Here is a 23,645-nt window from a genome sequence, read left to right as displayed (position 1 = left end):
CTGAAGATTGACCGTCAGTTAATCTTGAGATCTGTGATCGTTTCTGACTTGTGCGAAAAAACCTTGAATGTGGGTATTGTCTTGCTTTGCGGTCGGGTCTCATAATTGCAGAACGGTGCTCTTTGGATGAGATGCGACCCGGGAGAAGGCGGTGATGGTCGGAGGTCGGGCGGCTGCTGGGCTGGGACGGGTCGTCTTGGAAGGAGCGCCTAGCTGGCCACCGCCGCTGGACGAGGTGGGTCGGTGCGAGTACGAGGTTTGCCAATGGTCGTATCGCACGTAAGTGGCTGAGTAGCCCGTACTCATCGAATATCGGGTGCCTTGGACGGCCGGCCGTCGGTGCGGCCGGGGGAGCGACGCGTGTCATTCCGGCCAGTTTTCCGCCTGGAGAAGAGGCTCGTGATGTCTGCTGCCTGTGATGTACCGATCGCGATTATCGGTGTGGGCTGCCGGTTTCCCGGTGGAGTGGAGACGCCGGCCGGATTGTGGCGGTTGGCGGCCGATGGCCGTCAGACGGCGGGCCCGGTGCCCGCGGAGCGGTGGGACGCCGGGAAGCTGGCACTGCTACACGACCCGGAGCTGCGAGAACGGACCGCCGTGGGCTGCTTCCTCGACGGTGACGTGTGGGCGTGGGAGCCCGAAGCGCTGTCCGTGGCGCCCGCGGAGCAAGACTGGGTGGATCCGCAGGCGCGGGTGCTGATGGAGACCGCCTGGGAGGCGGTGGAGCACGCCGGGATTCCGGTGGGCGGGTTACGCGGCACCCGTACCGGGGTCTACGTCGGCACCTACGCGGTGGACAATCTCTTCCGCGAGGAACGGCCGGTGGAGGACGCGCCCAACAGCCCCTATCTCTTTGGGAACTACCATGCGGGGCCCGCGGGCCGAGTCGCGTTCTCGATGGACCTGCGCGGCCCGGTGATGGTGATCGGCACGCACTGCTCCGCCGGCATGGTGGCGGTGGACACCGCCTGCGGCGCCCTGACCCTGGATGAGTGCGATGCCGCCCTCGCGGGCGGCGTGATGCTGATGCTCGCGCCGCAGACCCACTATCTTGAGGCGCCGCTGCTGCTGTCCGGGCGCGGCGCCTGTCACGCCTTCGACGCCCGTGCCGACGGGTACGTGCGGGGCGAGGGCGCGGGGGTGCTGCTGCTCAAGCGGCTGGTGGACGCGCGGCGGGACGGGGACCGGGTGCTCGCGGTCATCCTCGGCAGCGCGGTCAACAACGACGGTCAGGCGGCCCGGCTCACCGCGCCGTCGAGCGAGATGCAGCAGGCGTTGTTCCGCGACGCCGTCGCCAGGGCGCGCGTCGACCCGGGCGACGTCGGGCTGGTCGAGGCGCACGGGCCGGGCACCATGGTCGGCGACCCGATCGAGTACGCCTCGATCAACGCCGTGTACGGCCGGGGACGGGGACGGTGCGCGCTCGGCTCGGTCAAGACCAACATCGGGCACACCGAGCCCGTGTCCGGCGTCGCCGGTGTCATCAAGGCCATCGAGTGTCTACGGCGGGGCGCCGTCCCGCCCAATCAGAACTTCGCCGAATGGAACCCCGCGATCGTCCGCGACGACCGGTCGCGGTTGTTCGTCCCGACGAGCGTGACCGCGTGGCCCGTGCCGGACGCGCCCCGGCTGGCCGCCGTGTGCTCCTACGGTGTCGCCGGCACCAACGGGCACTTGGTACTGGAGGCGACTCCCGCACGTCCGCGACGTGTAGCGGCGAAGCGGCGCACGCCGGCCGCGGGCCCCAGGCTGTTCCTCCTGTCAGGCAATTCCGCGCCGTCGCTCGCCGCTTCGGCGACCCGGCTGGCCGGCTGGACCGAGAGGGAAGGCGCCCAGGTCCCGCTCCAGGACGTGGCGCACACCCTGGCTCTGCGCCGCGGTCATGCCGATCACCGGCTGGGGATCGTCGCCCGGGACCACGCCGAACTCGGCCGCCGGTGCCGGTCGTACGCCGCGGGGGAGGGGAGCGAGGGATGGGCCGAGGGAACCCCCGTCCTGCCGCCGGATCACCGAGGGCCGGTGTTCGTGTTCACCGGACAGGGGTCGCAGTACGCCGGCATGTGCCGGGGGCTCCTCGCGCACGAGCCGGTGTTCGCCGCGGCGATCGACGAGCTCGAACCGCTGATCCGAGCCGAGTCCGGCTTCTCCCTGCGCGAACTGATCCTCGAGCCGGGCGGGCTCACCGGCGTCGACCGTATCCAACCCACCTTGTTCGGCATCCAAGTCGCGCTCGCCTCCGTGTGGCGGTCCTGGGGCCTCGAGCCCGCCGCGGTCATCGGCCAATCCCTCGGCGAGGTCGCGGCCTCGGTGGTCGCGGGCGTCCTCGCCCCCGAAGACGGGGCCAAGGTCATCTGCCGGCGGGCCGCGCTGCTCGCCCGGATCGCGCACGGCGCCATGGCCTCGGTCATGCTCGACCTCGACGCGGCCCGGGAGGCGATCGAGGCGGCGGGCGCCGACGGCGTGTCGATCGGGGTCGTCACCGCGCCCCACAGCACCGTGGTCTCCGGTGACGCCCGGCAGGTACGTGCCCTGGTCGAAGCCTGGAACGCGTCCGGTGCCGTGGCTCGGATGGTCGACGTCGACGTGGCCTCGCATTCCGCGCAGGTCGACCCGATCACCGACGAACTCCGAGGCGTCCTCAGCGATTTGGGCGCCCAGGAGCCAGGCTCCATCGTCTTCTACTCCACCGTCAGGGACGATCCCCGGGAACCCGGTCCGCTGGACGCCTCGTACTGGGTTCGCAACCAGCGCGACACGGTTCATTTCCAAAGGGCGGTCGAGGCCGCGCTCGCCGACGGCCACCGGTTGTTCATCGAGTGCACCCCCCATCCGCTCGCCACCGGTCCCGTCCAGGACACCGCACGCGCCGCGGGCCTCGATGACGTCGTGGCGGTGGGGTCCCTCCGGCGGGGCGTCGGCGACCCGGAGACGTTCCTGTATCACTTGGCCACCGCGCACGCCGCCGGGTGCGACGGGATCGACTTCGGCAGTCGCTATGGCGACGGCGACCTCGCCGAGCTGCCCGGCACGGCCTGGAACCGCACGCGCCACGGTGGCGACCATCTGCCGCATGTCCTCGTCGCGCCGCGGCTGCCCGCGGCCGGTGAACACGCTCTGCTCGGCGGCTCTGTGACCGACCCGGAGGATCCCGACCGGCATCTGTGGCAGACCCCCGTCAGTCCCCGGACGCTGCCATGGCTGGGTGACCACAGGGTGGCGGGAACCCCTGTTCTGCCCGGCACCGGCTTCGCCGAGATGCTGCTCGCGGCGGGCGCCGAGGTCTTCGGGACGCGCTCGGTCGCGCTCGGCGATCTCCGGATCGAAAGGCCGCTGGTCCTCGATCCGGAGCCCAGGGTCACGACGCTGCTGGTCCGCGCCGGGGACCACGCCCTCGGGCAAGTCCTCACCCGAGGCGAGGACGGTCGTGTCGTGCACGCACACGGCACCGTCCGGGCGCTCGATCCCGTAAACCAGGCGCCGCCTTGTTCGGGCGTCCTGCACAGCCCGGACGAGGAATGGAGCGATTCACCGCTCGCGGCCCTTCAGCAGGTCCTGCGCGGCCGCCATGACGTGTTCCACGGTCCCGCCTTCTCCGCGCTCTCCAGGATCCAGATCGGCCCCGACCATGATCGGGCCGTCGCCAGGCTCTCTCTCGCCGACGGCGCTCGGGTGTCGGCCTCCCGGTTCTTGGCACACCCGGCCCTGGTCGACGAGATGGTGCAGACCGTCGTGGCCGCCTGGCTGGACCACTGTGCCCTCAGCCCGGGGCCCGTCGTGGTCTCGGATTGCGGGGAGATCATCGTCCACGGCCCCACCGGGCGCACCAAGACCGCGCACGTCCGGCTGCACGAGGCCGACGATCTCGGCTGCCGCGCGTCCGGGGTCCTCGTGGACGGTGACGGCGCGGTTCTCGCCGAGGTCCGAGACCTGCGCCTGACCAACATCACCCCGGCCGAGGAGCGGTACACCGCACGGCTGTACCACCTCGACTGGGTTCCAGAGGAACCCGCCGGAGCGCCGGTCTCGACCGGCCAGCGATGGTTGGTCGTCCATCCGCGGGGATGCCTGTGGGCCGAGCGGCTTGCCGAACTGCTCGGAGTGCGGACCGCCGGCAGCGCCACCCTGGTCCACCCGGCCGCCCCGCTGGACTCGGCCCGGCTCCGCGCCGCCCTGGATGGCGGGTCCGCCGCGCCCACCACCCACGTCGTCATCGCCCTCGACGGCGAGGACGTCGCCCCGACCCCGCAGGCCGCCCGCTCCGCGGTGGCCCGGACGCTGGCCGTGCTCCGGGAGCTCTCGGCTCGGCGGAAGCCGCCACGGCTGTGGGTGATGTGGCGAGGCGATGATCCGCTCGCCGCCGCGGGTGTCCGCGGCCTCCTCCGGGCCGCCGCGTTCGAGCACCCCGACCTCCTGCCCAGCGCGCTGGAGGTGGCCGCCGCGACCCCGCTGGAAGCGGTTCTGCCGGACCTGCTCGGCGACCCGCCCGCGATCACCGAGATCGCCTGGCGGCACGGCGTCCGTACCGTCGCCCGCGTCAAGGCCGGCCGCGCACCGGATACCGTGACCGGCTTGCCCCATCCCGTTCGGGAAGGTGCCGCTTACGTGGTCAGCGGCGGGCTGGGCGGTCTCGGCCTCCTCGCCGTGCGCCGCCTCGCCGAACGGGGCGCCGGCCGCGTGGTCGTCTGCGGCCGCCGCGAACCAGCGGAGCCGGCGGCCGAGGAACTCGCCCGGCTGCGCGCCGCCTTCGGTACGGAACTCCCGGTCGTCACCGGTGACGTCGCCGACCCCGCGATCGTCCATCGGCTGGTGGACGTCGCGACCCGGGGCGGGCTGCCGCTGCGCGGGGTCCTCCACGCGGCGGGTGTGGTCGAGGACGCCACCCTGGTCAATCTCGACGACGAACTCCTCGGCCGGGTATGGCGCGGGAAGGCCGAGGGTGCCTGGGCCCTGCATCAGGCGACCCGCACGACAAACCTGGACTTCTTCGTCGTCTACTCGTCCATCGCTTCCCTCCTCGGATCCCCGGGGCAAGGCGCCTACGCCGCCGCCAACGCCTACCTCGACGCCCTCGTCGCGCACCGCGTCACCGAGGGGCTGCCCGCCACCGGGATCCAGTGGGGCGCCTGGGGCCAGGTCGGACGAGGGCGGCACCTCGCCCAACGAGGCTTCGTCACGATCTCCCCCGAGGACGGCGCGGACGCACTCGAACGCATCCTGAAGGAAGGGCACCACCAGATCGCCTACTCGGCCCTCGACGTGGACGCATGGACGGCGCCCTATCCGGCCACGCGCTCCTCGACCCTCCTCGCGTCCCTGTGCGGCGAAGGACCTTCCCCCGCGACAACCACATTCCCGGCGCGCCTGCGGGTGCTCGCGACGCAGGACAAGGGTGAACGCCGCCGAATCGTGGAGGGGCTCATCATCGGGGAGATCCGTGACCTTCTCGGCGGCACCGCCCGCTACGTCGGGCCCCACACCAGCATGGTCATGCTCGGCATCGACTCGCTCGGCGCGATCCAACTTCAACAACGCCTCCAGAGCGCGCTGGGGATCGACATCAAACCCGGGGTGATCTGGGTCAAACCCACCGCGGCGAGCCTCGCCGACTGGATCCTCGGGCAACTGGACTCCGGTGACGTCGACCCTCACACGACGGGGTCCTGACATGAGGTGCCACAAGCATCTACGCCTTGTCCAGAACGCGGCGGGCCTGGCCGATCGGCTCCCGCAGCGCCTGGGCGCAGCCGAGGCCCTCCAAGTCCCTGGAGCGCCGCGATGAGAACCGTCCCGGCCACGCTCCCGCGCGACCAGGCCGTCGTGCTGGGCGCGGGCATCGGCGGGCTGCTCGCCGCCGCGGCCCTGACCGGCTACTTCACCCGCATCGTCGTGGTCGAACGTGACGTCCTGCCCGACGAACCGGTGACCCGCCACGGAGTACCGCAGGCGACGCACGTCCACGCCCTGGCCGTCCGCGGCCAAGCGGCCATGGACGCCCTCCTGCCCGGCTTCACCGCCGACCTCGCCGCCCGCGGACTCCTCGTCGGCGACTTCGCCACGCAGGTCGCCATCCACAACTCCCACGGCTGGGCCAGGCGGTTCCCGTCCAACCTGCGCGCCTACGGCCTCAGCCGCGCCCACCTGGAATGGCTGCTCAGGCGGCGGGTGCTCGCCCACCCGCGCGTCGAGCTGCGGCAGCGGCGCAGCGCCCAGGGACTCCGGCTGCGCGGACGAACCGTGGAAACCGTGCTGACGAGGGAACCCGGCGGCGACACCGTGACCGAGGTGCCCGCTGACCTGGTCGTCGACGCGACCGGCAGGAGCTCGCGCATCGACCACTGGTTGCACGAGGCGGGTCTTCCCGCGCCACCCGTCACGATCGTGTCCTCCGGGCTGGGATATGCCAGCCGCCAGTACCGGTCGTCCGGTAGGGACATGGGATGGCGAGCCTGCTACGTGCAGCCCGGCGCGCCCGACCATCCGCGCGGTGCGGTCCTCATGCCCATCGAAGACGACCGGTGGCTGGTCACCCTCCTCGGCGTCGGCGAGCACCGGCCGACCCACGCCGACGATGCCTTCGTCGGCTTCGCCCAAAGCCTGCACGCGGGCGCCATCGCCGACGCCATCGCCGACGCCGAACCGCTCTCCCCGGTGACCGTCACCGCCGGCACCGACAACCGCCGCCGCCACCTGGACCGTCTCACCCGCCACCCCGGCAACCTCATCTGCCTGGGCGATTCGGCCTGCACTTTCAATCCCCTCTACGCCCAGGGCATGAGCACCGCCGCGTCAGGGGCGCTGCTCCTGGCGCGGTGCCTCGACACCGACCCGCGCCCCACCGGTTTCTCCCTCCGCTATCACCGGCTCCTCGCCCGTGCCAACCGGCCGGCCTGGCAGGTCGCGACGACAGCCGACCTGCGCTGGCGCGCCGCCGCCGGCGAGCGGCCGGGGCTCCGCCAGCGGATCCAAGGCCGCTACCTGGAGCGCGTGCTGGCCGCCGCGACCCACAGCGACACGGTCCAAGCCGCCTTTCTGGAGGTCATGCATCTCACCCGCGGGCCGGCCCGCCTTCTCACCCCGCCGGTACTGACACGGTGCGTGCTCTTCGGGGCCGACCGGCGCCGCGCAGCGTTCAGGAGCCCGCCATGACCCCCTCCAGCGGCCCGCTGCACGGAAGCATCGAGCAGCAGATCGGCAACGCCCTGGTCGTCGCCGCCTTCGCCGCCGCCACGACCGCTCTGACCATCTGGGCCATACGGGAATGGAGACGGCGCCGCAGCCCCGACCTGGGAATCTTGCTTCTGGGGGCGGTACCGTCCACGCTCAGCGACGCCCAGGCGCGCCTGCTGGCCGGCCTGCACACCGCCCCGGCCACCGACCACCCCGTGTACTACCGCGCCTTCGATGTCACGATCTCGCCCTATATGGCGACCGCGTTCCCGGTCTATATCGCCGGAGCCGGATACCTGGCCTTTCTCGCCCTCACCAACCACTGGCCACGGGCCCGGTTCTGGAAAATGGCGGCAGTGCTCTACGCGACCGAATTCGCCTTCGAACAATGCGCCATCAACCTCTTCCACCTCTACACGTATCAGGGAAACCAGCCCTACAAGATTTTCGGGCTCCCGCCCGCATGGCCTGCCGCGTTCATCATGACCGGCCTGCTCACGGGAGCACTCCAGTTCCTGCTCGGTGGTCGCCTCCACGGCCCCCGAAGGCTGCTGCTACTACCGCTGCCCGCGGGCGCCTACGCCGCCGCTTACGGCCTGGTCTGCTGGCCACTGGCCGCCGCGGTGCACTCCGCCGCTCCCGCCCTCCTGGTCGAGGGCGCCTCCACACTTAGTCTCGCGACCATGGGCGTCCTCTGCTACCTGATCACCACCTTCCTTCCTTGCTCTTCACCGACCAGGGAACTCGGCTGACTCCGGGGGCGGTAGCCGAACCCGACCAGTCGAGCCAACGGCAACCGGCCCTGTTCCTGGCTCAGTTCATCGCGCGTCCGCGGTCCGGCAAGGGACGGCCGCGGGCACGGCGGACGCCCGGCTCGACCGAAGCACCTGGTCCCGCGCCATGCACGTGACGGAGGCCCCCGGCGCGCGGTACCGCTTCACCGTCCGCAGACGGCCAGTCGGGCTATGCGGCGAACCGCCGTTCCTCATCGGCACGGTCCGGTCGCGTCGCGATTCCGGAGCGCAGCGCCTGAGCGGTCCAGCCTCCGTCCACGACGATGCCCCGCCGGTGGCGAAGGCACTGGCGCTGGACGCTACGAGGACGGCCACCGGCGCGATGTCGGCCCCGGTGCGGCCGCACGCTCCCTCGTCCCCGCGGCGGCGATCGAGGGCGTGGAAGCGGTGAGGCGCAGCTGAGGGCCTGACCAGCCGCACCATTGCCCTGCGTCGACGCGCCCAGCCAGAAGCAGGCCGACGTCGCGATGGAGCGCATGACGCAGGAACTCGACCGGCTCTCCGACCACTTACGCGCACGAGACGCGCTCGACGAGTTGATGGCCGTCGCCAGAGCGCACCGCGAGACGCTTTCGACGGCGGCGACCACCTGACGGGGCGTGGGGCTCTGCTGCTCTGAGCAGATCTGCCGCCAGCGGATCTGGCCGTGACCGGTGCGCGCCTCGACGCAGAGTTGAAGCATGAGCGAAGAGGAGAAGGTCCCGGTATTCAACGAGCGAGTGCGGCGTGAGCTTTATCAGCAACGCGTCCTGGTACTGGACGGCCCGCTCGACGACGACAACGGCACGCTTCTGGCGACGCAACTGATCACTCTGGCGAGGGAGGATTCCTCGACCGACATCGCGCTGTGGATCCATTCCCCCGGCGGGTCGGTTCCGTCGATGCTCGCCATTCGCGACGTCATGCGCCTCATCCCGTGCGACGTGTCCACGATGGTGCTGGGCATCGCCTACAGCGCCGGCCAGTTTCTGCTGTCGTCCGGAACCCGTGGAAAGCGCCGCGCCATGCCGCACGCCCGCGTCCTGATGCACCAGGGCTCCGCCGGAATCGCCGGGGCCGCCGTCGACATCGAACTGCAGGCCAACGACCTGCGCCACACTCGCGACACCGTCCTCGGGCTCATCGCCGAGGACACCGGACAACCCGTCGAGCGCGTCTTCGAGGACTCCCTGCACGACCGCTGGTACACGGCGCAGGAAGCTCTCGAATACGGCTTCATCGACGCGATCGTCGGCGCCTTCGACGAGGTCGTGCCGACCAGTCATCGCACCATCGGACTCGGAGTCCCTTCCGAAGGAGCCGCCCGATGAGCTCTTACACGATTCCGAACGTCATCGCGCAGCACCCTCGCGGTGAACGGATAATGGACGTCTATTCGCACCTTCTGACGGAGCGGATCATCTATCTCGGCACCGCCATCGACGCGGGAGTCGCGAACGCTCTCGTCGCGCAGTTGCTGTACCTGGAGGCCGACAGCCCCGACCGCGACATCCAGTTGTACATCAACTGCGAAGGCGGCGACCCGAGCGCGATGCTGGCCGTTTATGACACGTTGCGCTATATCCGCCCGCAGGTCGCGACGACCTGCGTGGGACAGGCGGTCGCCGTCGGCGCCGTGCTCCTCGCCGCGGGCGCTCCCGGCAAGCGTGCCGCGCTGCCGCACACCCGCGTCGTCCTGCACCAACCGGTCGGGCAGAGTCGCGGCGCGATCCCCGACCTCATCCTTCAGGCGGACGAGGTCGTCCGCGTGCGCGCGGACATCGAGCACATCCTTTCCCGGCACACCGGGCAGGACACCGCGACGCTGCGCGCCGACACGGACCGCGATCGCGTGTTCACCGCGAAGACGGCCCTGGACTACGGCCTCATCGACCAGGTGATCGAGGAAAAGCAGCCCTTGCCCGCGTAGAACCCGCTCTATGCGGCCAGAGCGTAGGCGGCCCGGCAGGTCGCGCCCATCGGAGCGGTTCCGGTCGGCGCGGCCAGCAGGGTCGTCGCGACCGCGAGCGCCAGGTCGGCGAGCGTCGTCTCCAGGGCGCCCGCGACCGCGGCGATCATCTCGCTCGACGGCTCCTTGACGCCGCGCTCCATCTCGGAGAGGTACTGCGGCGACACCCCGGCGCGGCGGGCGGTCTCGACCAGCGTCTCGCCGCGGTCGAGGCGCCGACGCCGCAGGCACTGGCCGAGCGCGTCGCGCCACAAAGGCTCCGCCTCCCGGCGCGCGGCGGCCCGCTCGTGCGGCTTCTCGTCGGTCGGCATGGGCGGTCGAACGGTCTCGGCCATGCGCACATCGTAAGTCGGCACCGCCATCAGGTCCTATGCATTCCGCCGACCGCAGAACGCCGACCCAGGCCCGAACGCCCACACCGCTACCGCTGCCCCGCCCCGCACCCGACGGCCCCCGGTCCGCTGGGACAGCGTATTCGGCCTCGGCGTCCTCACTGCGACCTGCTCGCCAGATTCGGCCTCCCACCCGCCTGGGAACCGCCTCAAACCAGATGACCTGCACCATGAGACCCCTTTAGTGAATTCTTCGAGAGCGAGGCGAGCGCGACCATGCCGGTGACGATGACGTCGCAGGTTTCGGCGTGGACGTCCTGCCAGGCGAACCGGCCCGACGGGGGCTCGGGGTCGGTGAGGGGTGGGACGACAAGTCGTTCGACGCCCTGCTGGTCCCCGGCTTCCTCCCGCAGCAGGGCTAGATGCTCCAGCGATCTGGTGTCTCCGGCGTCGGTGGCCGCGGCGCGCTGGTGGTGGTCGGGCTTTGGGACGTGGGTCTTCGGCGCGGCCGGTGCTGCTGGTCGAGCCGTTCCCTGGGCGCCCGTTGCGGGGACGGAACTTGCAGGGTCGCGCGCAGGCAGGGTTCAGGGCCGGTACATCCACGTCACACAGGTGATGTGAGACACGCTGGTCTGGGAGTTGACGGAGCGGTGGGAAGCGTTCCTGGATGCTCGCCTCGCCGCGATCGTCGTGGCCGGGCTGGATGAGGCTCTTCGGGGCCGTCGGCGAGCAAAGGGAAAGGGACGATCCGGAGATCGTCCCTCAGGGGAGGGCTCTGCCCTCCGTGCCGCGCCCTGAACAGGGGGCTGGCCTTGGGGTGAGTGAGGGGACTTGAACCCCCGACATCTTGGACCACAACCAAGTGCTCTGCCAGCTGAGCTACACCCACCGTGGCCGGGAACGTGCCCGGCTCCCAGTAGTGTAGCGGTTCTCGCGGGGTGGGTCAGCCCGCGGCCACGCGGGCGGCGACGGCGCGGGCCGTCTCGGAGTCGGGGCCGGGCTGCGGGACGAAGACCGCCGCGCGGTAGTAGCGCAGTTCCTGGATGCTCTCGGTGATGTCGGCGAGGGCGCGGTGGCCGCCCTTCTTCTCCGGGCTGGCGAAGTAGACGCGCGGGTACCAGCGGCGGGCGAGCTCCTTGATGGACGAGACGTCCACCATGCGGTAGTGGAGGTGGGCGTCGAGGGCCGGCATGTCGCGGGCGAGGAACGAGCGGTCGGTGGCGATGGAGTTGCCGCAGAGCGGGGCCTTGTTCGGTTCCTTGACGTGGCTCTTGACGTACTTGAGGACGATGTCCTCCGCCTCGGCGAGGGTGACGCCGGACGGGAGGGCCTCCAGCAGGCCGGACACGGTGTGCATGTCGCGGACGACCTGCTTCATCTGGGTGAGCGACTCGGGCGGGGGTTTGATCACGACGTCCACGCCGCGGTCGAGGATGTTCAGCTCGCTGTCGGTGACCAGTGCGGCTATCTCGATCAGCGCGTCGTTCCGCAGGTCGAGGCCCGTCATCTCGCAATCCACCCACACAAGCCGCTCGTTCATGGATTCACCCTACGACCATGAGCGACTGCACGGGGCATTGAGTTGGAACGAATTAGGAGGTCACGCGCCGCGCGATGTGGGCGGGGACGGGGATTCCCTCACGCAGCGCGGGGTCGGGATCGGGAGAACCGAACGTCTGGTAGACGGGGACGACGCCGGCCCAGACGTCCAGGGCGTAGTCCTCGTCGTCGTCGCTGGGGCCGCCCTCGCGGACCTTGGCGGACGCCTCGTCCAGGGAAAGGGCCAGGACGGAGACGGCGGCCATTTCCTTGCGGGTGGGCTTGCGGGCCACGTCCCATTGGCCCGGGGTCAGGTTCTCGGTGACGACGCGTAGTCCGGTGAGTTTCTCGTCGGGATCGGTGACGAGGCGGGGCGTCCCGTAGATGACGGCGCTGCGGTAATTGAGGGAGTGGTGGAACAGGGACCGGGCGATGACGAGCCCGTCCAGGTGGGTGACCGTCACGCAGACCTCCTGGGACGGCCCGGCCCGGAGGCTGCTCGCGCCCGTGGAGCCGTGGACGTAGAGGGTGTCGCCGAGGCGGCCGTAGGCGGTGGGGATGACGCGCGGGGAGCCGTCCACGACGAGGCCGAGGTGGCAGATCATGCCGTCGTCGAGGATCGCGTCGAGGACGGAGCGGTCGCCCGCGGCGCGCTCGGGGAGCCTGCCGACGCGTGTCCGGGCGGTCGACGAGAGTGGGTTCATGGCCGTTTACGCTAGAACGCGAGTGGCCTGGTCGGTAGTGCCACTCGAAGCGTAAACCGGGAGACCACTTTGTCGATCGACCTGCCCCTCGCCGTGGACCGGGACGCGGCCGAGCCGATGAGCGCCCAGCTCGTCGGCCAGTTGCGGGCGGCCATGGGGGAGGGGCGGCTCGCGGCGGGGGAGCGGCTCCCGGCCAGCCGGGCGCTCGCGGCCCTGCTCGGCGTGAGCCGGACCGTCGTGACGGAGGCCTACGAGCAGCTCTACGCGGAGGGCTGGCTGGAGGGACGGCACGGGTCCGGGACGTACGTCACCGAGGGCGTCGCGGCCCCGCCCATGCCGAAACCGCGTCCGGTGGAGGCGGCGGCGGTGAAGCGGGCCGCCGCCCCGCACGAGATCGACCTCAGGGCGGGCCTCCCCTGGGTCGGGTCGCTGGACACGCCCGCGTGGCGGCGGGCGTGGCGGCTCGCGTCCGGGATGGCGCCGCAGCAGCGCCAGGACCCGCACGGCCTGCCCGGGCTGCGCGCCGCCCTCGCCGACTACGTCAGGCGCAGCCGCGGCGTCGCGTGCCCGGTGGACGGCCTCCTGATCACGCGCGGCGCGACGAACGGGCTCGACCTGCTCGCCGCGACCGTGCTGCGGCCGGGGGACCGGGTCGGGGTCGAGGAGCCCGGCTACCGGCGGGCCCGCGCCGTCCTCGCCGGGCGCGGCGCCGAGGTGGTGCCGTGCCCGGTCGACGAGCACGGCCTGATCGTGGACGCCCTCCCGGACGGCCTCCGGCTCGTCCACACGACGCCGTCGCACCAGTTCCCGATGGGCGGGGTGCTGCCCGTCCCGCGGCGGCAGGCGCTGCTCGCGTGGGCGCGGCGCAACGGCGCGCTCGTCGCCGAGGACGACTACGACGGCGAATTCCGCTACGACGTGGCGCCGCTGCCCGCCCTCTACGGCCTCGACCCGGACGTGGTCGTCTACCTGGGCACGACCGCGAAGATCCTCACCGCGGACATGGGGGTGGGCTGGCTCGCGGGCCGTCCCGCGCTGGTCGGGGAGATCGCGCTGCGCCGGGAGGAGCTGAACGACCGGACGGCCGTCGTCCCGCAGGACGCGCTGCGCCTGCTGCTGGAGCGCGGTGACCTGGACCGGCACGTCCGGCGGATGCGCGGCGAGTACGCGCGGCGGCGGGACGTGGTCGTCCGCGCCCTGGACGGCCTGGTCCTGCGCGGCGACACGGCGGGGATGCACCTCGTCGTGGACGTCCCGGCGCCCCTCGCCGCCGGGGTGGAGCGCGCGGCGGCGGAGCGCGGCGTCCTCGTGGAGACGCTGCGGCACCACCACGCGGGGCCGCGCGGAGCGCCCGGCCTGGTCATCGGCTACGGCGCCGCGGCGAACCGCGCGGAGCTGCGCGCGGGCTGCGAGATCGTCCGGGAGCTGGTGAGCGCCGGGCGGTGACGTCAGTTGGACATGGCCGACCGGCTGCCCACCCGGACCGGTTCGGACGGCGGGCGCGGCCGCGCCGGCTCGTTCTGCGCCGGCAGGACGGGCTCGGCCGTCCGGCCGCCCCGCGACACCCGCCGCGGCGGCCCGGCGTCGCCGAGCGGGGCGCGCGGGCGCGGGATCGGCGCGACCGGCGTGTCGGGCCCGGTGATGCGCCGGATGTCGATGCCGCCCGGGTCGGGACGCTCGGCCAGCGGCACCTGGGACGCCCCGTAGTGCCCGCCGTGCGCCCAGTCGCGGCGGCTGCGGCGCGAGTGGTAGGACTGCGGCGACGGCAGCGGCGGCCCGGCGGGCCAGCGCCGCGCGACGCCCCACGAGTCGAGCCACTGGACGATCGCGTCCAGCCCGGCGAGCAGCGCGCCGGTGAACGGCGCGCGGGACTGCCCGATCACCATGATCTGCACGCAGACGCGGCCCTCGTGGCCGATCCGGTCGCCGAGCAGCCGGGCGGCGCGGGTGACCGGCAGCAGCTGGACGATCTCACCGGTGGCCGGATGCCACACCAGGTGGGGCGGCCGGTCCTCCTTGATCAGGTCCGCGGCCACCGAACGGGCGGAGACGGTGCGCGGGTCGTGCTCGCCGGCGCACCACACGGCCCTCGGCGCCCCCCCTCGCAGAGCCCCGCCGTCCTTGCGTGCCGGCATGCGTCCGGCTCCCGGCAGCCATGCGTCTGCCACGGTGCGTCCCCCCAATCGGGTGGTCTAGCCCCCGAATGGTCTAGTCCTCGTCTCATGGCCCGGCGGGACCTGTGGTCCAACCCGCCGCCATGGGCCGGAAATGGCGGCTATCGACCTCCGCGCCGGGTAGCGACCACTCTGCTCGGGTGTCGGTGCAGATGCGTACCCCGGGTCTCCGTTGAATCCACCTTGCGTCCCCCACGTTCCCGCAGCCCCGCTGCTCGGCCGGTCGTCCGATATCGGCCACCCTAGCGTTCTCGCAGGTCAGAGGCCATCCTGAAGGTTGGGTGAAGCCCACCTGGAAGTCGGCCGGAAGTGGCCGGGAAGGCATGGGCGCGGACTGGTAGGGGGGCGGTTTCGCGCGCCGGACCGAGCCGCGTTCTAATAGGGCGTCATGACCGTTGACGCAGAGTCTCCCGGAGGGCCGCCGGCCGAGGTCCCGGGCATCGACGTGCCCCGGCTCGCCGCCTGGCTGGCCCGCGAGCTGCCCGGGTCCGGCCGCATCGGGGCGATCGACCTGATCGCCGGCGGGCGCTCCAACCTCACCTACGGGATCACCCTGGACGGCGGTCGCCGCGTCGTGCTGCGCAGGCCGCCGCTCGGGCACGTCCAGCCGACGGCCCACGACATGGGACGCGAGCACCGGGTGCTGTCCGCGCTCGGCGGCGGGACGGGCGTGCCCGTGCCGCGCACGCTCGCGTTCTGCGCCGACCCGTCCGTGCTCGGCGCGCCCTTCTACCTCATGGACCACGTCGACGGACGCGTCCTGCGCACCCGCGAGGACGCCGCCGACCTCGCCCCGGAGCAGGCGCGCGGCCTCAGCGAGGCGCTGGCCGCCGCGCTCGCCGCGATCCACACCGTCGACGTGGCCGCCGTCGGCCTGGACGACTTCGGACGCCCGGCCGGCTACATGGAACGCCAGCTCAAGCGGTGGGGCAGGCAGTGGGACGGCTCGCGGGAGGCGATCCGCGCGACCGGCGCGGTCCGCGACCTGCCCGAGTACGACCGGCTCACCGCACGGCTCGCCGAGCGGCTTCCGGCCGACGCCGCCGCGCGCGGGGAGCGGGCGCGGCTCGTCCACGGCGACTTCCGGCTCGATAACGCGCTCGCCAGACTGGAGCCGCGGCCGGAGATCGCGGCCGTGGTCGACTGGGAGATGTCGACGCTCGGGGACCCGCTGTCCGACCTCGGGCTGACGCTCGTCTACTGGGCCGAGGCGGCGGACGCCGAGGAACTGCCCGTCGGCGCGACGATCACCGCGGCGCCCGGGTTCTTCACCCGCCGCGAGTTCACCGAGCGGTACGCCGCGCTGACCGGCTTCGACCTCGCCGACCTCGACTTCTACGTGGCGTTCGCGTGCTTCAAGCTCGCCGTCATCCTGGAGGGCATCCACGCCCGCTACCTGCAGAAGGCGACGGTCGGGCAGGGCTTCGACCAGATCGGGGACGGCGTCCCGCTCCTGCTGGGACGCGCGCACCGCATCCTCGACACGCGCTCACCCTGGTAGGACGAGCCGGGACGAGCCTGGACGCCCGCGCGGGCGTCCAGGTCAGCACCAGTAGGACACCGACGCGGAGCCGCCCGGCGAGACGGTCACGCTGCCGGACTGGCGGCCGAGGCAGAGGCCGATGTCGCGCGACACCCGGACGCCGCCGGTCTGCCCCGCTTCGAGGTGGCCCGCGCCGCCCGCCGCGACGGGACCGGACGTCCCGGTCACCCGCCAGTTCACCGGGCCGCCGACGGCGGTGATGCGGATGACGCAGGAGTCCTGGCCGCTGCCCATGCTGCATCCCTGCACCGACAGGCGCCCGGCCCGCGGCGGTTCAGGACGGTCCGGAGAGGAGGGCGTCTTCGACGGCGTCTTCGACGGGGTCTTGGACGGCGACGGCGACTTCGACGGCGACTTCGACGCGGTCGGGGACGGCGACGTCGCCGACGGGTCGAGGCCGCTCGGCGACGGGTCGGGGTCGCCCGACTCGCCACCCGGGGAGCCGCTGCCGCCGGTGACCGGGCCGCCCGACGCCGCGTCCGTGCCGTCGCCGCCGCCGAGCGCGGACATCGCGCCGACGAACAGCACCACCGCGCCGACGGCCACCGCGACGGCCGCGATCAGCGGGCCGCGGCGGCGCGGCGACCGGTCGCGGGACCGGGCGGGCGACGGCTCGTAGGGGAGCGGCCAGCCGTACTCGTCGAACGGCTCCGTCCAGGCGGCGATGGCGCGGCGGTTGGCGCTGCGGTCCTCGGCGGTGGCGGCGGTGAGGACGTCCAGCCGCAGGTCGCCGGGGATCGCCGCGATCGGCAGGACCGACAGCAGCCGGTCGGTCTGCAGCGGCGGCGTCTCCCGCTCGCCGCACACCGGGCAGCTCGCGACGTGCCGGACGAGCGACGTCGCGGCCTGCGGGGACAGCGGCCACGACTCGGTCAGCGCCGAGACGCTCGGGCATTCCTTCCAGTGGTTCTGCGCGATGAGGGCGGCGTGCAGCGCGGCGCCGAGGTCCTCACGGGACTTCTCGACGAGCGCGAGCGTCTCCTCCAGCGGCATCCCGAAGATGCCGGAGAGGTCGACCTCGTCCAGCTCGTGCCGCACCGACAGGTCGATCGCCTCGCGCTGGCGGCCGTTCAGCGCGGCGAGCGCGCTGTGCGCGAGCAACCGGCGCTCCTCGCGGCGGGCGAGCTGCTCGTCGGTCAGGTCGTCGTCGGCCTCCGGCGCCTCCTGGCCGGTGTGCCGGTTCGGGCTGTCGCGGCGCCGCATGCACTCCTTGCGGGCGATCGCGTACAGCCAGCCGCGCAGCCGGTCCGGCTCGGTGAGCCGGTCGATGTGCTCGCGGGCCTGGATGACGACGTTGCGCAGCGCCCCCGCGGCCTCGACGCGGTCACGGAGCAGTCCGTGGCAGTAGTCGTAGAGGAACGGCGCGTAGGTGTCGTACACCTCGGTCAGGGCGATGACGTCCCCGGCTCGCAGCGAGTTCGCCAGCCTGAGGTCGTCTTCCTGCCCGGGCCCTGGCTCACCGGCCACGGGAATCCTCCCAGTCGAATTCGGTGTTCTTGATCGTGCCCCCGGCGAGCCCCGACGTCTGTCGGCCGACTCTGGTTGCCAGATCTTGCCACCAAGTCTCTGAGATTTCTCCCTTATGAGCGGATTTCAGTGACGGATTAGGTACGCCCCGTGGCCGTCTCGCCTAGTGGATCGCCCCTTGGACCACAAAAATGTGATCTGACCCACATTGACCTCAGCCGCCCCCGCATTCCCAGGAGACCTGCCGGCTCTCGCCGCTGGGAGAGAAGGTGACCGTCACGGACCCCGAAGGGGTGTCGCAGGACTTCAGGGTGAACGTGGCGGCGCTGCCCTGGCCTGGTGCGAGCGTGCTGCCACCGCCCCCGTTGACCGGATCCGGGGCCGACACGGACCACGTCACCGAGCCGCCGACCGCGCGTACCGGGATCGAGCAGCTGCCGTCGGCGCCGCTGATGGTGCAACCGCCGCCCATCACCCGCAAGGTCCCGGTCCTGGGCTTGGTGCGGGTGGGGGTCGGGGTGGGCGTGCGGGACGGACGGCGCGTCCGCGTCGGGGTCGGCGTGGGGGACGTCGTCGTGGGCGTCGGCGTCGCGGTCTCCGTGGGCGTCGGGGTCTGCGACGGCTCCTCGCTCTCGCTCGGCTCGGCCGAGTCCGGCGCGACCGAGGCGGGGCCGCTCGGCTTGTCCTGCGCGGCCGACCCGCCGCCGGACGGGCCCGGCATGATGAAGAACGCCCCGGCGACGATCACGACCACGGCGGCGACGGCGGCGAGCACCGGCCAGAGCGCGCGGGGCGCGCCGCGCCGGGTCCCGCCGGACGGCGGCTCCGCGTGGTCGACGGTCACGGGCCAGCCCCAGGCGTCGAACGGCTCGGCGCGGTGCGCGATCTCGGCGAGGTCGGGGGCGAGGGACGGGTCGGTCGCCGTCGCCATGACGAGCCCGCGCAGGTCGGTCGGCATCATCGCGACCGGCAGCACCTGGAGGAGCCGGGCCGCGGAGATCGTCCGGTCGCGGCGCGGGAGGCAGGTCGGGCACGTCTCGATGTGGTGGACGAGCTTGCGCACCACCGGCGGCGGCAGCGGCCCCGGACCGTCGTCGGCGAGCGCCGCGACGCTCGGGCAGTCGCGGCCGTGCCGGGCGAGGTGGGCGGCGGCGAGCGCGTCGTCGAGGCGGGCGCGCGCGGCGCCGGTCACGTCGGCGGCCTCCTGCGCGTCCAGGCCGAGGACGCCGCCGACCTCCACCGGGTCAAGGCCGTGCCGGAGGTTGAGGTCGAGCGCCTCGCGCTCGCGTCCGCGCAGCGCGGCGAGGGCGCTGTGGATGAGGCGGCGGGCCTCCTCGCGGTTCGCGACGTCGGCGTCGTTCAGGAAGACGTCCTCGACCTCGGGGGCCTCGTGCCGCTCGGCCGGCCGGGCGGGGTCGCGCAGCCGCCGCATGCACTCGTTGCGCACGAGCGCGTACAGCCAGCCGCGGAACCGGTCCGGCTCGCGGACGACGGACACGTGCGCGTACGCGGCGATGAGCGCGTCGTGCAGGGCGCCCGCCGCCTGCTCCTGGTCGCGGAGCAGCGCGTGGCAGTAGTCGTACAGGCGGGCCGCGTAGCGATCCATGACCTGGATGAGGGCGCTGGGATCGCCAGCCGCCAGCGATCGCGCGAGACGTTCGTCGTCAGCGCGGTCGAGATTGGGCCATCCGGACACAGGGTCCTCCCGCGGGCTGGGGGATACGAAAGTCCGCGTCCGCGACGCCGCGGACCGGACTGAAGATCATTTGGGGAGCGATGCGCTCTCCCTCGGGGTCCCGGCCTCCCGGCCGACGGCCCCTGAGCCGCCTCGTCAGGTGCGGCTCCGCCCCCCGTCACGGGTCGGGGAGGGAGAGCGGGTCGGAGGCCCGACGGCCCCGCTCCCCGTCGGGCCTCCACATGAATTGACGATCGAGGGGGCCGCCCGGTTGACACGGATCGCCGGAAAAAACCGGGAACTACCAGGCGCATTCGCATGATCACCGAGTGCGGAGCGGCGCGCAATTCTCACCCGGGACCCGTCCGGCCCGGCCGCGGGGACGTGACCTGCGCGACCCTGCCGAGGGTGAGGAGCGCTCACTCGATGCGCCGGGACAGCATCTTCAGGAAGATCTTCTTGATCTCGTCGGGGGTCATCGCGATCTCCACGTTCCCGTACGTGACGTTCGCGATCTGCTGGAGCTCGTTCCGGTCCACGCCCTTGCCGAACCCGATCATGTTGACCTGGATGGGCTTGTTCGGGTCCTGCATGCCCTTGAGCTGCTTCAGCGTCTCCTGCAGCGACGGGCCGCCCGGGTCGTCGTTCTTGCCGTCGGTGAGCAGCAGGATCGAGTTGCCGAACTCGGGCTTGTAGGTCCTGTTCATCGTCTTGTAGGCGGCGAGGAGCGTCCGGTAGAGGCCGGTGTCGCCGTTCGGCTTCGGCTGCATCTGGTTGAGCGCGGACAGGAACAGGCCGCGCCGCGTGGTCGAGCCGACGCGCTCGCCGAGCGGCCCGATCGGGATCGTCTCCTTGTACGGGGCGGAGCCGTTCATGTCCGTCGAGAAGAGCCACTGGCCGAGCTCGGTGTCGTTCGACATCATGCTCAGCCCGCTCTGCGACACCTGCGCGATGGCCTGGAGCCGGTTCAGGCTCGGCCCGACCTGCTCCGCCATCGAGCCGGACACGTCGATCAGCGTCAGCATGCGCAGCCCGAGCGTCAGCTTCGCCCACGCCTGCATGGTCTTCGCGACGTCCTCGGTCTGCGGCGCGGGGAGCTGGCGCGGCCGGGCCGGGCTGACGCCCGCCTTCTGGTCGAAGCCGCCGGGCGCCTTGCCGTCCGGGGTGCGGAAGCCGAGGTCCAGGACGTCGCCGCGGGTGGCCTCCGTGCTCATCGCCTTCTCCAGCAGCCGCGCGCCCTCCGCCTTGGCGTCGTCCTTGCTGGTGATGGTGAACGGGTAGTCCATCGACAGCGTGCCTTCGAGCGGGTACAGCGCGACCGCGGGCTCGCCCGGCTTCGACTGGTTGTACTGCCAGAGGGCCTGCTCGGACGACAGCGAGATCGGCTGCTTGCCCGCCCGTCCCTTGCGGAACTGCTCGAACTCGGCCGCCACCGTCGGGACGGTGCTCTCCCGCACCGTCCGCACGATGCCGGTGAAGATCGTGTCGCGGTTCGGGTCGTTCGCCAGCAGCGTGCTGGTGATCATCAGCGAGCCCATGCCCGCCGCGTTCTTCGTCGGGTCCGGCACGACGAGGCGCACCGTGCCCGCCGGGATCATCTGGTTCTTGGTGACCGCGCCGCCCGCGACGCCGCCCGCCGCCTTGAGCAGGTTGTCCCAGGACGGGGCGGCGGTGATGCCCTGCTGCTTGAGCTGCTGCGCGAGCGACTGCGGCAGCCCGACCACGATCGGGCTCGTCGCGAGGGACGTCTTCGTGGGGCTGATGCCGCCCTTGCCGATGCCGCCGCCGCTCGCCGACTGGGCGAGGGCCGTCCACAGCGACGAGTCGGGGATCCACACGTCCGGCCGCTCGTTGGCCGCGTCGGTCACCCCCTGCCCGGACAGCAGCGTCGACACCGACGCGGGCTCCGCCCGCTTCACGGTGGCCCGGACGCACTTGCCGCCGGACTTGTGCTTGGCGTCGTTGAAGCGTCCGGCCGCCTTCTCCACGACCGGCGCGATGTCCGGGGCGGCCGCGACCGTGAGGTTCATCGCGCCGTCGCCGGAGCAGCCGCCGCTCTCGGCGAACGCGTACACGCCGACGCCGAGCAGGAGCGCGAGGCCCGCGGCGCCCGCCATCGGCCCGATCAGCGCGGTCGCGCTGCGTTTGCGCTTGCGCCGCCCGTGCTCGTAGCCGCCGGACCCGCCGCCGTAGCCGCCGGACCCGCCCGAACCCCCGGAGTCGTAGCCGCCCGAGTCGTAGCCGCCCGAGTCGTAGCCGCCGGAGTCGCCGCCGCCCGTCCCGCCGCCGAAGTAGCCGGACGGGCCTCCGTCGGAGCTGCGGATCGAGTCGTACTCGCTGTACCCGGACCCGGCGAGGGGCGAGCGGGAGCTCTCCGACGGCGGGCCCGGCTCCCCGTACCCGCCTCCCGGCGCGCCGCCGTACTCACTGGGCGGGCCGTACTCGCCCGGCTGGTTGTACTCGCTCGGCCGGCCGTACGGGCCGGTGTCGGACGCGCCCGCCGCCGTTCCGTAGTCGCCCGATCCGTACACGGGCTGCTCGCCGGACTGGCGCGGCGTGAACCACTGGGGAGTCTCGCCGGACGCCCCCGGCGGCGGGCTCTGCGGGCTCGGCTGGGCCGGTGGCGGAGCCGCCTGCGGTTGCGCGGGCGGCGGCTGGAGGGGCGGCTGGTTGAGGGGGCCGCTGTCGCGGGTTCCGAACCAGTCCGAGGATCCGTCGTTGGCCGGCCCGAAGACGGGGGTGGACGGGTCGTACCCGCCGTCCCCCGTCCCCTCGGGGAAGTCATTGCGATGACGTCCGCTCATGGCCTGCCCTCGATTCACCAGAAACCCGCCGATGTTCCCCGGCACTGTAGTAGTACGAACCAGAGGTTACAAAGAACTCAAAAGTGATAATGACGCAGGTCATCAGCGCCTGTCCTGACGTTCCCGTTGCTGGTCAGAGCGGTGACGGTGCGCGAGCACGGGGGTGCGCACGGTGGCGTCCCGCGCGGAACGGTCACCGCCCGTCCGGAGGTGATCGCAACGTTCCACGTATATAAGGCGTGCGGCGGCGGACCGGTACCGTCCGTGTCCGATCACATGGGACGGGTGACGAACCGTTCGGCGGCGACCTTGGAAATTTCCTGACGTGAAATGGCCATTCTCGGCCGTGCCGCGCGTGGCCTCGGCCGTTCTGGTAATGGCGTCCCATTCCGTTCATCGGCCTTCAAGATCTGGTTCTGGAACGTGCCCGGAACGCCATTCGCGAGGACGCGGCCGCGGCGCCGGTCAGCGCGGGGCGGCCGCGTCCGCGACGGTCGGTCCACCACTGGAGACGGCCTCCGGTCGGAGGCATCGGAAGCGTCGTCCATCACATTCGACGGAATGCGCGGCCCTTTCCCGCAGATTCCGACAACGGGCGGCGGCGAAATCCGGCGGTCCGAGTCGGGGCGCCGTGCCCGGGGTTGGCAGACTTGGGGGATGGCCAGCCTGGTTCCCGTCACCGACCCCGCAGACCCGCGCCTCGCCGACTACGTGCGGCTCCGCGACGTGAACCTGCGCAAGAGCCTGGAGGCCGAGCACGGCCTGTTCGTCGCCGAGGGGGAGAAGGTCATCCGGCGCGCGATCGCGGCGGGGCATCCCGTCCGGTCGGTGCTGATGGCCCGGCGCTGGTTCGAGCCGCTCGCCGACGTCCTCGACGGCGTGGACGCCCCCGTCTACGTCGCCGACGACGCGGCCCTGGAGGCGGTCACCGGGTTCCAGGTGCACCGGGGCGCGCTCGCGTCCCTCGAACGGCTCCCGCTGCCCGGCATGGACGCCGTCGTCGCGGAGGCCCGGCGCGTCCTCGTCCTGGAGGACCTCGTCGACCACGCGAACGTCGGCTCCATCTACCGGTGCGCCGCCGCGCTCGGCGTCGACGCGATCGTCCTGTCCCCGAGGTGCGCCGACCCGCTGTACCGCCGCGCGATCAAGGTCTCCATGGGGGCGGTGTTCGCGATCCCCTACGCCCGCATGGCCAACCGGCACGACGACCTGGCCAAGCTGCGCGCCACCGGGTTCACCCTCCTCGCGCTCACCCCCGACCAGGCGGCCACGCCGCTGGACGTCGCGGCGACCGGCGGCCGCGTCGCCCTCATGCTCGGCTCGGAGGGCGACGGCCTCTCGTCCCGCTGGCTGGACGAGGCCGACCAGCGCGTCTGCATCCCGATGAGCGCGCGTGCCATGGCGAACGGCGTCGACTCGCTCAACGTCACCGCGGCGGCCGCGATCGCCTGCCACGCGCTCGTCCGCGACCTGCCGTCCTGACCCGGCTCAGCCGCCG

At 72.3% G+C, this 23,645-nt stretch carries 15 protein-coding genes and 1 tRNA gene; 8 read left to right on the top strand and 8 right to left on the bottom strand.

Features of this window, described 5'->3' with window-relative positions; translation table 11 throughout:
- Positions 1-402 precede the first annotated feature (402 nt).
- From ACH01S_RS28115 to ACH01S_RS28095, 5 genes are all read left to right on the top strand, one after another.
- Entirely contained in the window at positions 403-5,664 is a 5,262-nt protein-coding gene (locus ACH01S_RS28115) for a type I polyketide synthase (RefSeq protein WP_157406325.1), read from the top strand.
- A 111-nt stretch (positions 5,665-5,775) separates the two neighbouring features.
- Positions 5,776-7,146 carry an FAD-dependent oxidoreductase gene (locus tag ACH01S_RS28110; RefSeq protein WP_067898003.1) on the top strand — a complete coding sequence of 457 codons (1,371 nt, stop codon included), beginning with the start codon at positions 5,776-5,778 and terminating at the stop codon, positions 7,144-7,146.
- Entirely contained in the window at positions 7,143-7,919 is a 777-nt protein-coding gene (locus ACH01S_RS28105) for a hypothetical protein (RefSeq protein ID WP_067898000.1), read from the top strand. The genes ACH01S_RS28110 and ACH01S_RS28105 overlap by 4 nt, the downstream gene beginning before the upstream one ends.
- A gap of 722 nt (positions 7,920-8,641) precedes the next feature.
- Entirely contained in the window at positions 8,642-9,271 is a 630-nt protein-coding gene (locus tag ACH01S_RS28100; protein ID WP_067897997.1) for a ClpP family protease, read from the top strand.
- A complete protein-coding gene (locus tag ACH01S_RS28095) occupies positions 9,268-9,870 on the top strand; it encodes a ClpP family protease (RefSeq protein WP_067897994.1) in 603 nt (200 codons plus the stop codon). Before ACH01S_RS28100 ends, ACH01S_RS28095 begins: the two co-directional genes overlap by 4 nt.
- 8 nt (positions 9,871-9,878) lie before the next feature.
- Here ACH01S_RS28095 and ACH01S_RS28090 read toward each other — a convergent pair whose 3' ends face one another.
- The 4 genes from ACH01S_RS28090 to ACH01S_RS28075 all read right to left on the bottom strand — a co-directional run bounded on the left by ACH01S_RS28090 (position 9,879) and on the right by ACH01S_RS28075 (position 12,484).
- On the bottom strand, positions 9,879-10,244 hold the full coding sequence (locus ACH01S_RS28090) for a helix-turn-helix domain-containing protein (RefSeq protein WP_067897991.1): 366 nt from the start codon (positions 10,242-10,244) through the stop codon (positions 9,879-9,881).
- An 810-nt stretch (positions 10,245-11,054) separates the two neighbouring features.
- A tRNA-His gene (locus tag ACH01S_RS28085) sits at positions 11,055-11,130 on the bottom strand.
- Positions 11,131-11,184: 54 nt separating this feature from the next.
- The gene (gene orn / locus ACH01S_RS28080) at positions 11,185-11,781 is read right to left on the bottom strand and encodes an oligoribonuclease (RefSeq protein WP_067897988.1); all 597 of its coding nucleotides are present in this window, start codon (positions 11,779-11,781) and stop codon (positions 11,185-11,187) included.
- 52 nt (positions 11,782-11,833) lie between these two features.
- Positions 11,834-12,484, bottom strand: a complete 651-nt coding sequence (locus ACH01S_RS28075) for a pyridoxamine 5'-phosphate oxidase family protein (protein ID WP_067897985.1) — start codon at positions 12,482-12,484, stop codon at positions 11,834-11,836.
- Positions 12,485-12,559: 75 nt separating this feature from the next.
- Here ACH01S_RS28075 and pdxR point away from each other — a divergent pair, with 75 nt between their 5' ends.
- Entirely contained in the window at positions 12,560-13,930 is a 1,371-nt protein-coding gene (gene pdxR / locus ACH01S_RS28070) for a MocR-like pyridoxine biosynthesis transcription factor PdxR (RefSeq protein ID WP_246236734.1), read from the top strand.
- Between the two features lie 2 nt (positions 13,931-13,932).
- On the opposite strand, the gene ACH01S_RS28065 is transcribed toward pdxR, so the two are convergent.
- A complete protein-coding gene (locus ACH01S_RS28065) occupies positions 13,933-14,520 on the bottom strand; it encodes a hypothetical protein (protein WP_174564918.1) in 588 nt (195 codons plus the stop codon).
- 526 nt (positions 14,521-15,046) lie between these two features.
- Here ACH01S_RS28065 and ACH01S_RS28060 point away from each other — a divergent pair.
- Complete coding sequence (locus ACH01S_RS28060) at positions 15,047-16,159, top strand: phosphotransferase family protein (protein WP_067897979.1); 1,113 nt, start codon at positions 15,047-15,049, stop codon at positions 16,157-16,159.
- 42 nt (positions 16,160-16,201) lie between these two features.
- Here ACH01S_RS28060 and ACH01S_RS28055 read toward each other — a convergent pair whose 3' ends face one another.
- The 3 genes from ACH01S_RS28055 to ACH01S_RS28045 all read right to left on the bottom strand — a co-directional run bounded on the left by ACH01S_RS28055 (position 16,202) and on the right by ACH01S_RS28045 (position 22,147).
- Entirely contained in the window at positions 16,202-17,668 is a 1,467-nt protein-coding gene (locus tag ACH01S_RS28055) for an RNA polymerase sigma factor (protein WP_067897977.1), read from the bottom strand.
- Between the two features lie 214 nt (positions 17,669-17,882).
- The gene (locus ACH01S_RS28050; protein WP_067897974.1) at positions 17,883-19,364 is read right to left on the bottom strand and encodes an RNA polymerase sigma factor; all 1,482 of its coding nucleotides are present in this window, start codon (positions 19,362-19,364) and stop codon (positions 17,883-17,885) included.
- A 398-nt stretch (positions 19,365-19,762) separates the two neighbouring features.
- Positions 19,763-22,147, bottom strand: coding sequence for a substrate-binding domain-containing protein (locus tag ACH01S_RS28045; RefSeq protein WP_067897970.1), 2,385 nt, complete (start codon positions 22,145-22,147; stop codon positions 19,763-19,765).
- Between the two features lie 657 nt (positions 22,148-22,804).
- On the opposite strand from ACH01S_RS28045, the gene ACH01S_RS28040 reads away from it, so the two are divergent.
- Positions 22,805-23,629, top strand: coding sequence for a TrmH family RNA methyltransferase (locus tag ACH01S_RS28040; RefSeq protein ID WP_067897967.1), 825 nt, complete (start codon positions 22,805-22,807; stop codon positions 23,627-23,629).
- Positions 23,630-23,645: the final 16 nt, after the last annotated feature.

Origin of the sequence: Actinomadura chibensis NBRC 106107 (genome assembly GCF_001552135.1) — a bacterium.
Lineage (GTDB): Bacteria > Actinomycetota > Actinomycetes > Streptosporangiales > Streptosporangiaceae > Spirillospora > Spirillospora chibensis.
The sequence above is the reverse complement of the archived record's forward strand: the minus strand, read 5'-3'. Positions and strand labels throughout refer to the sequence as shown.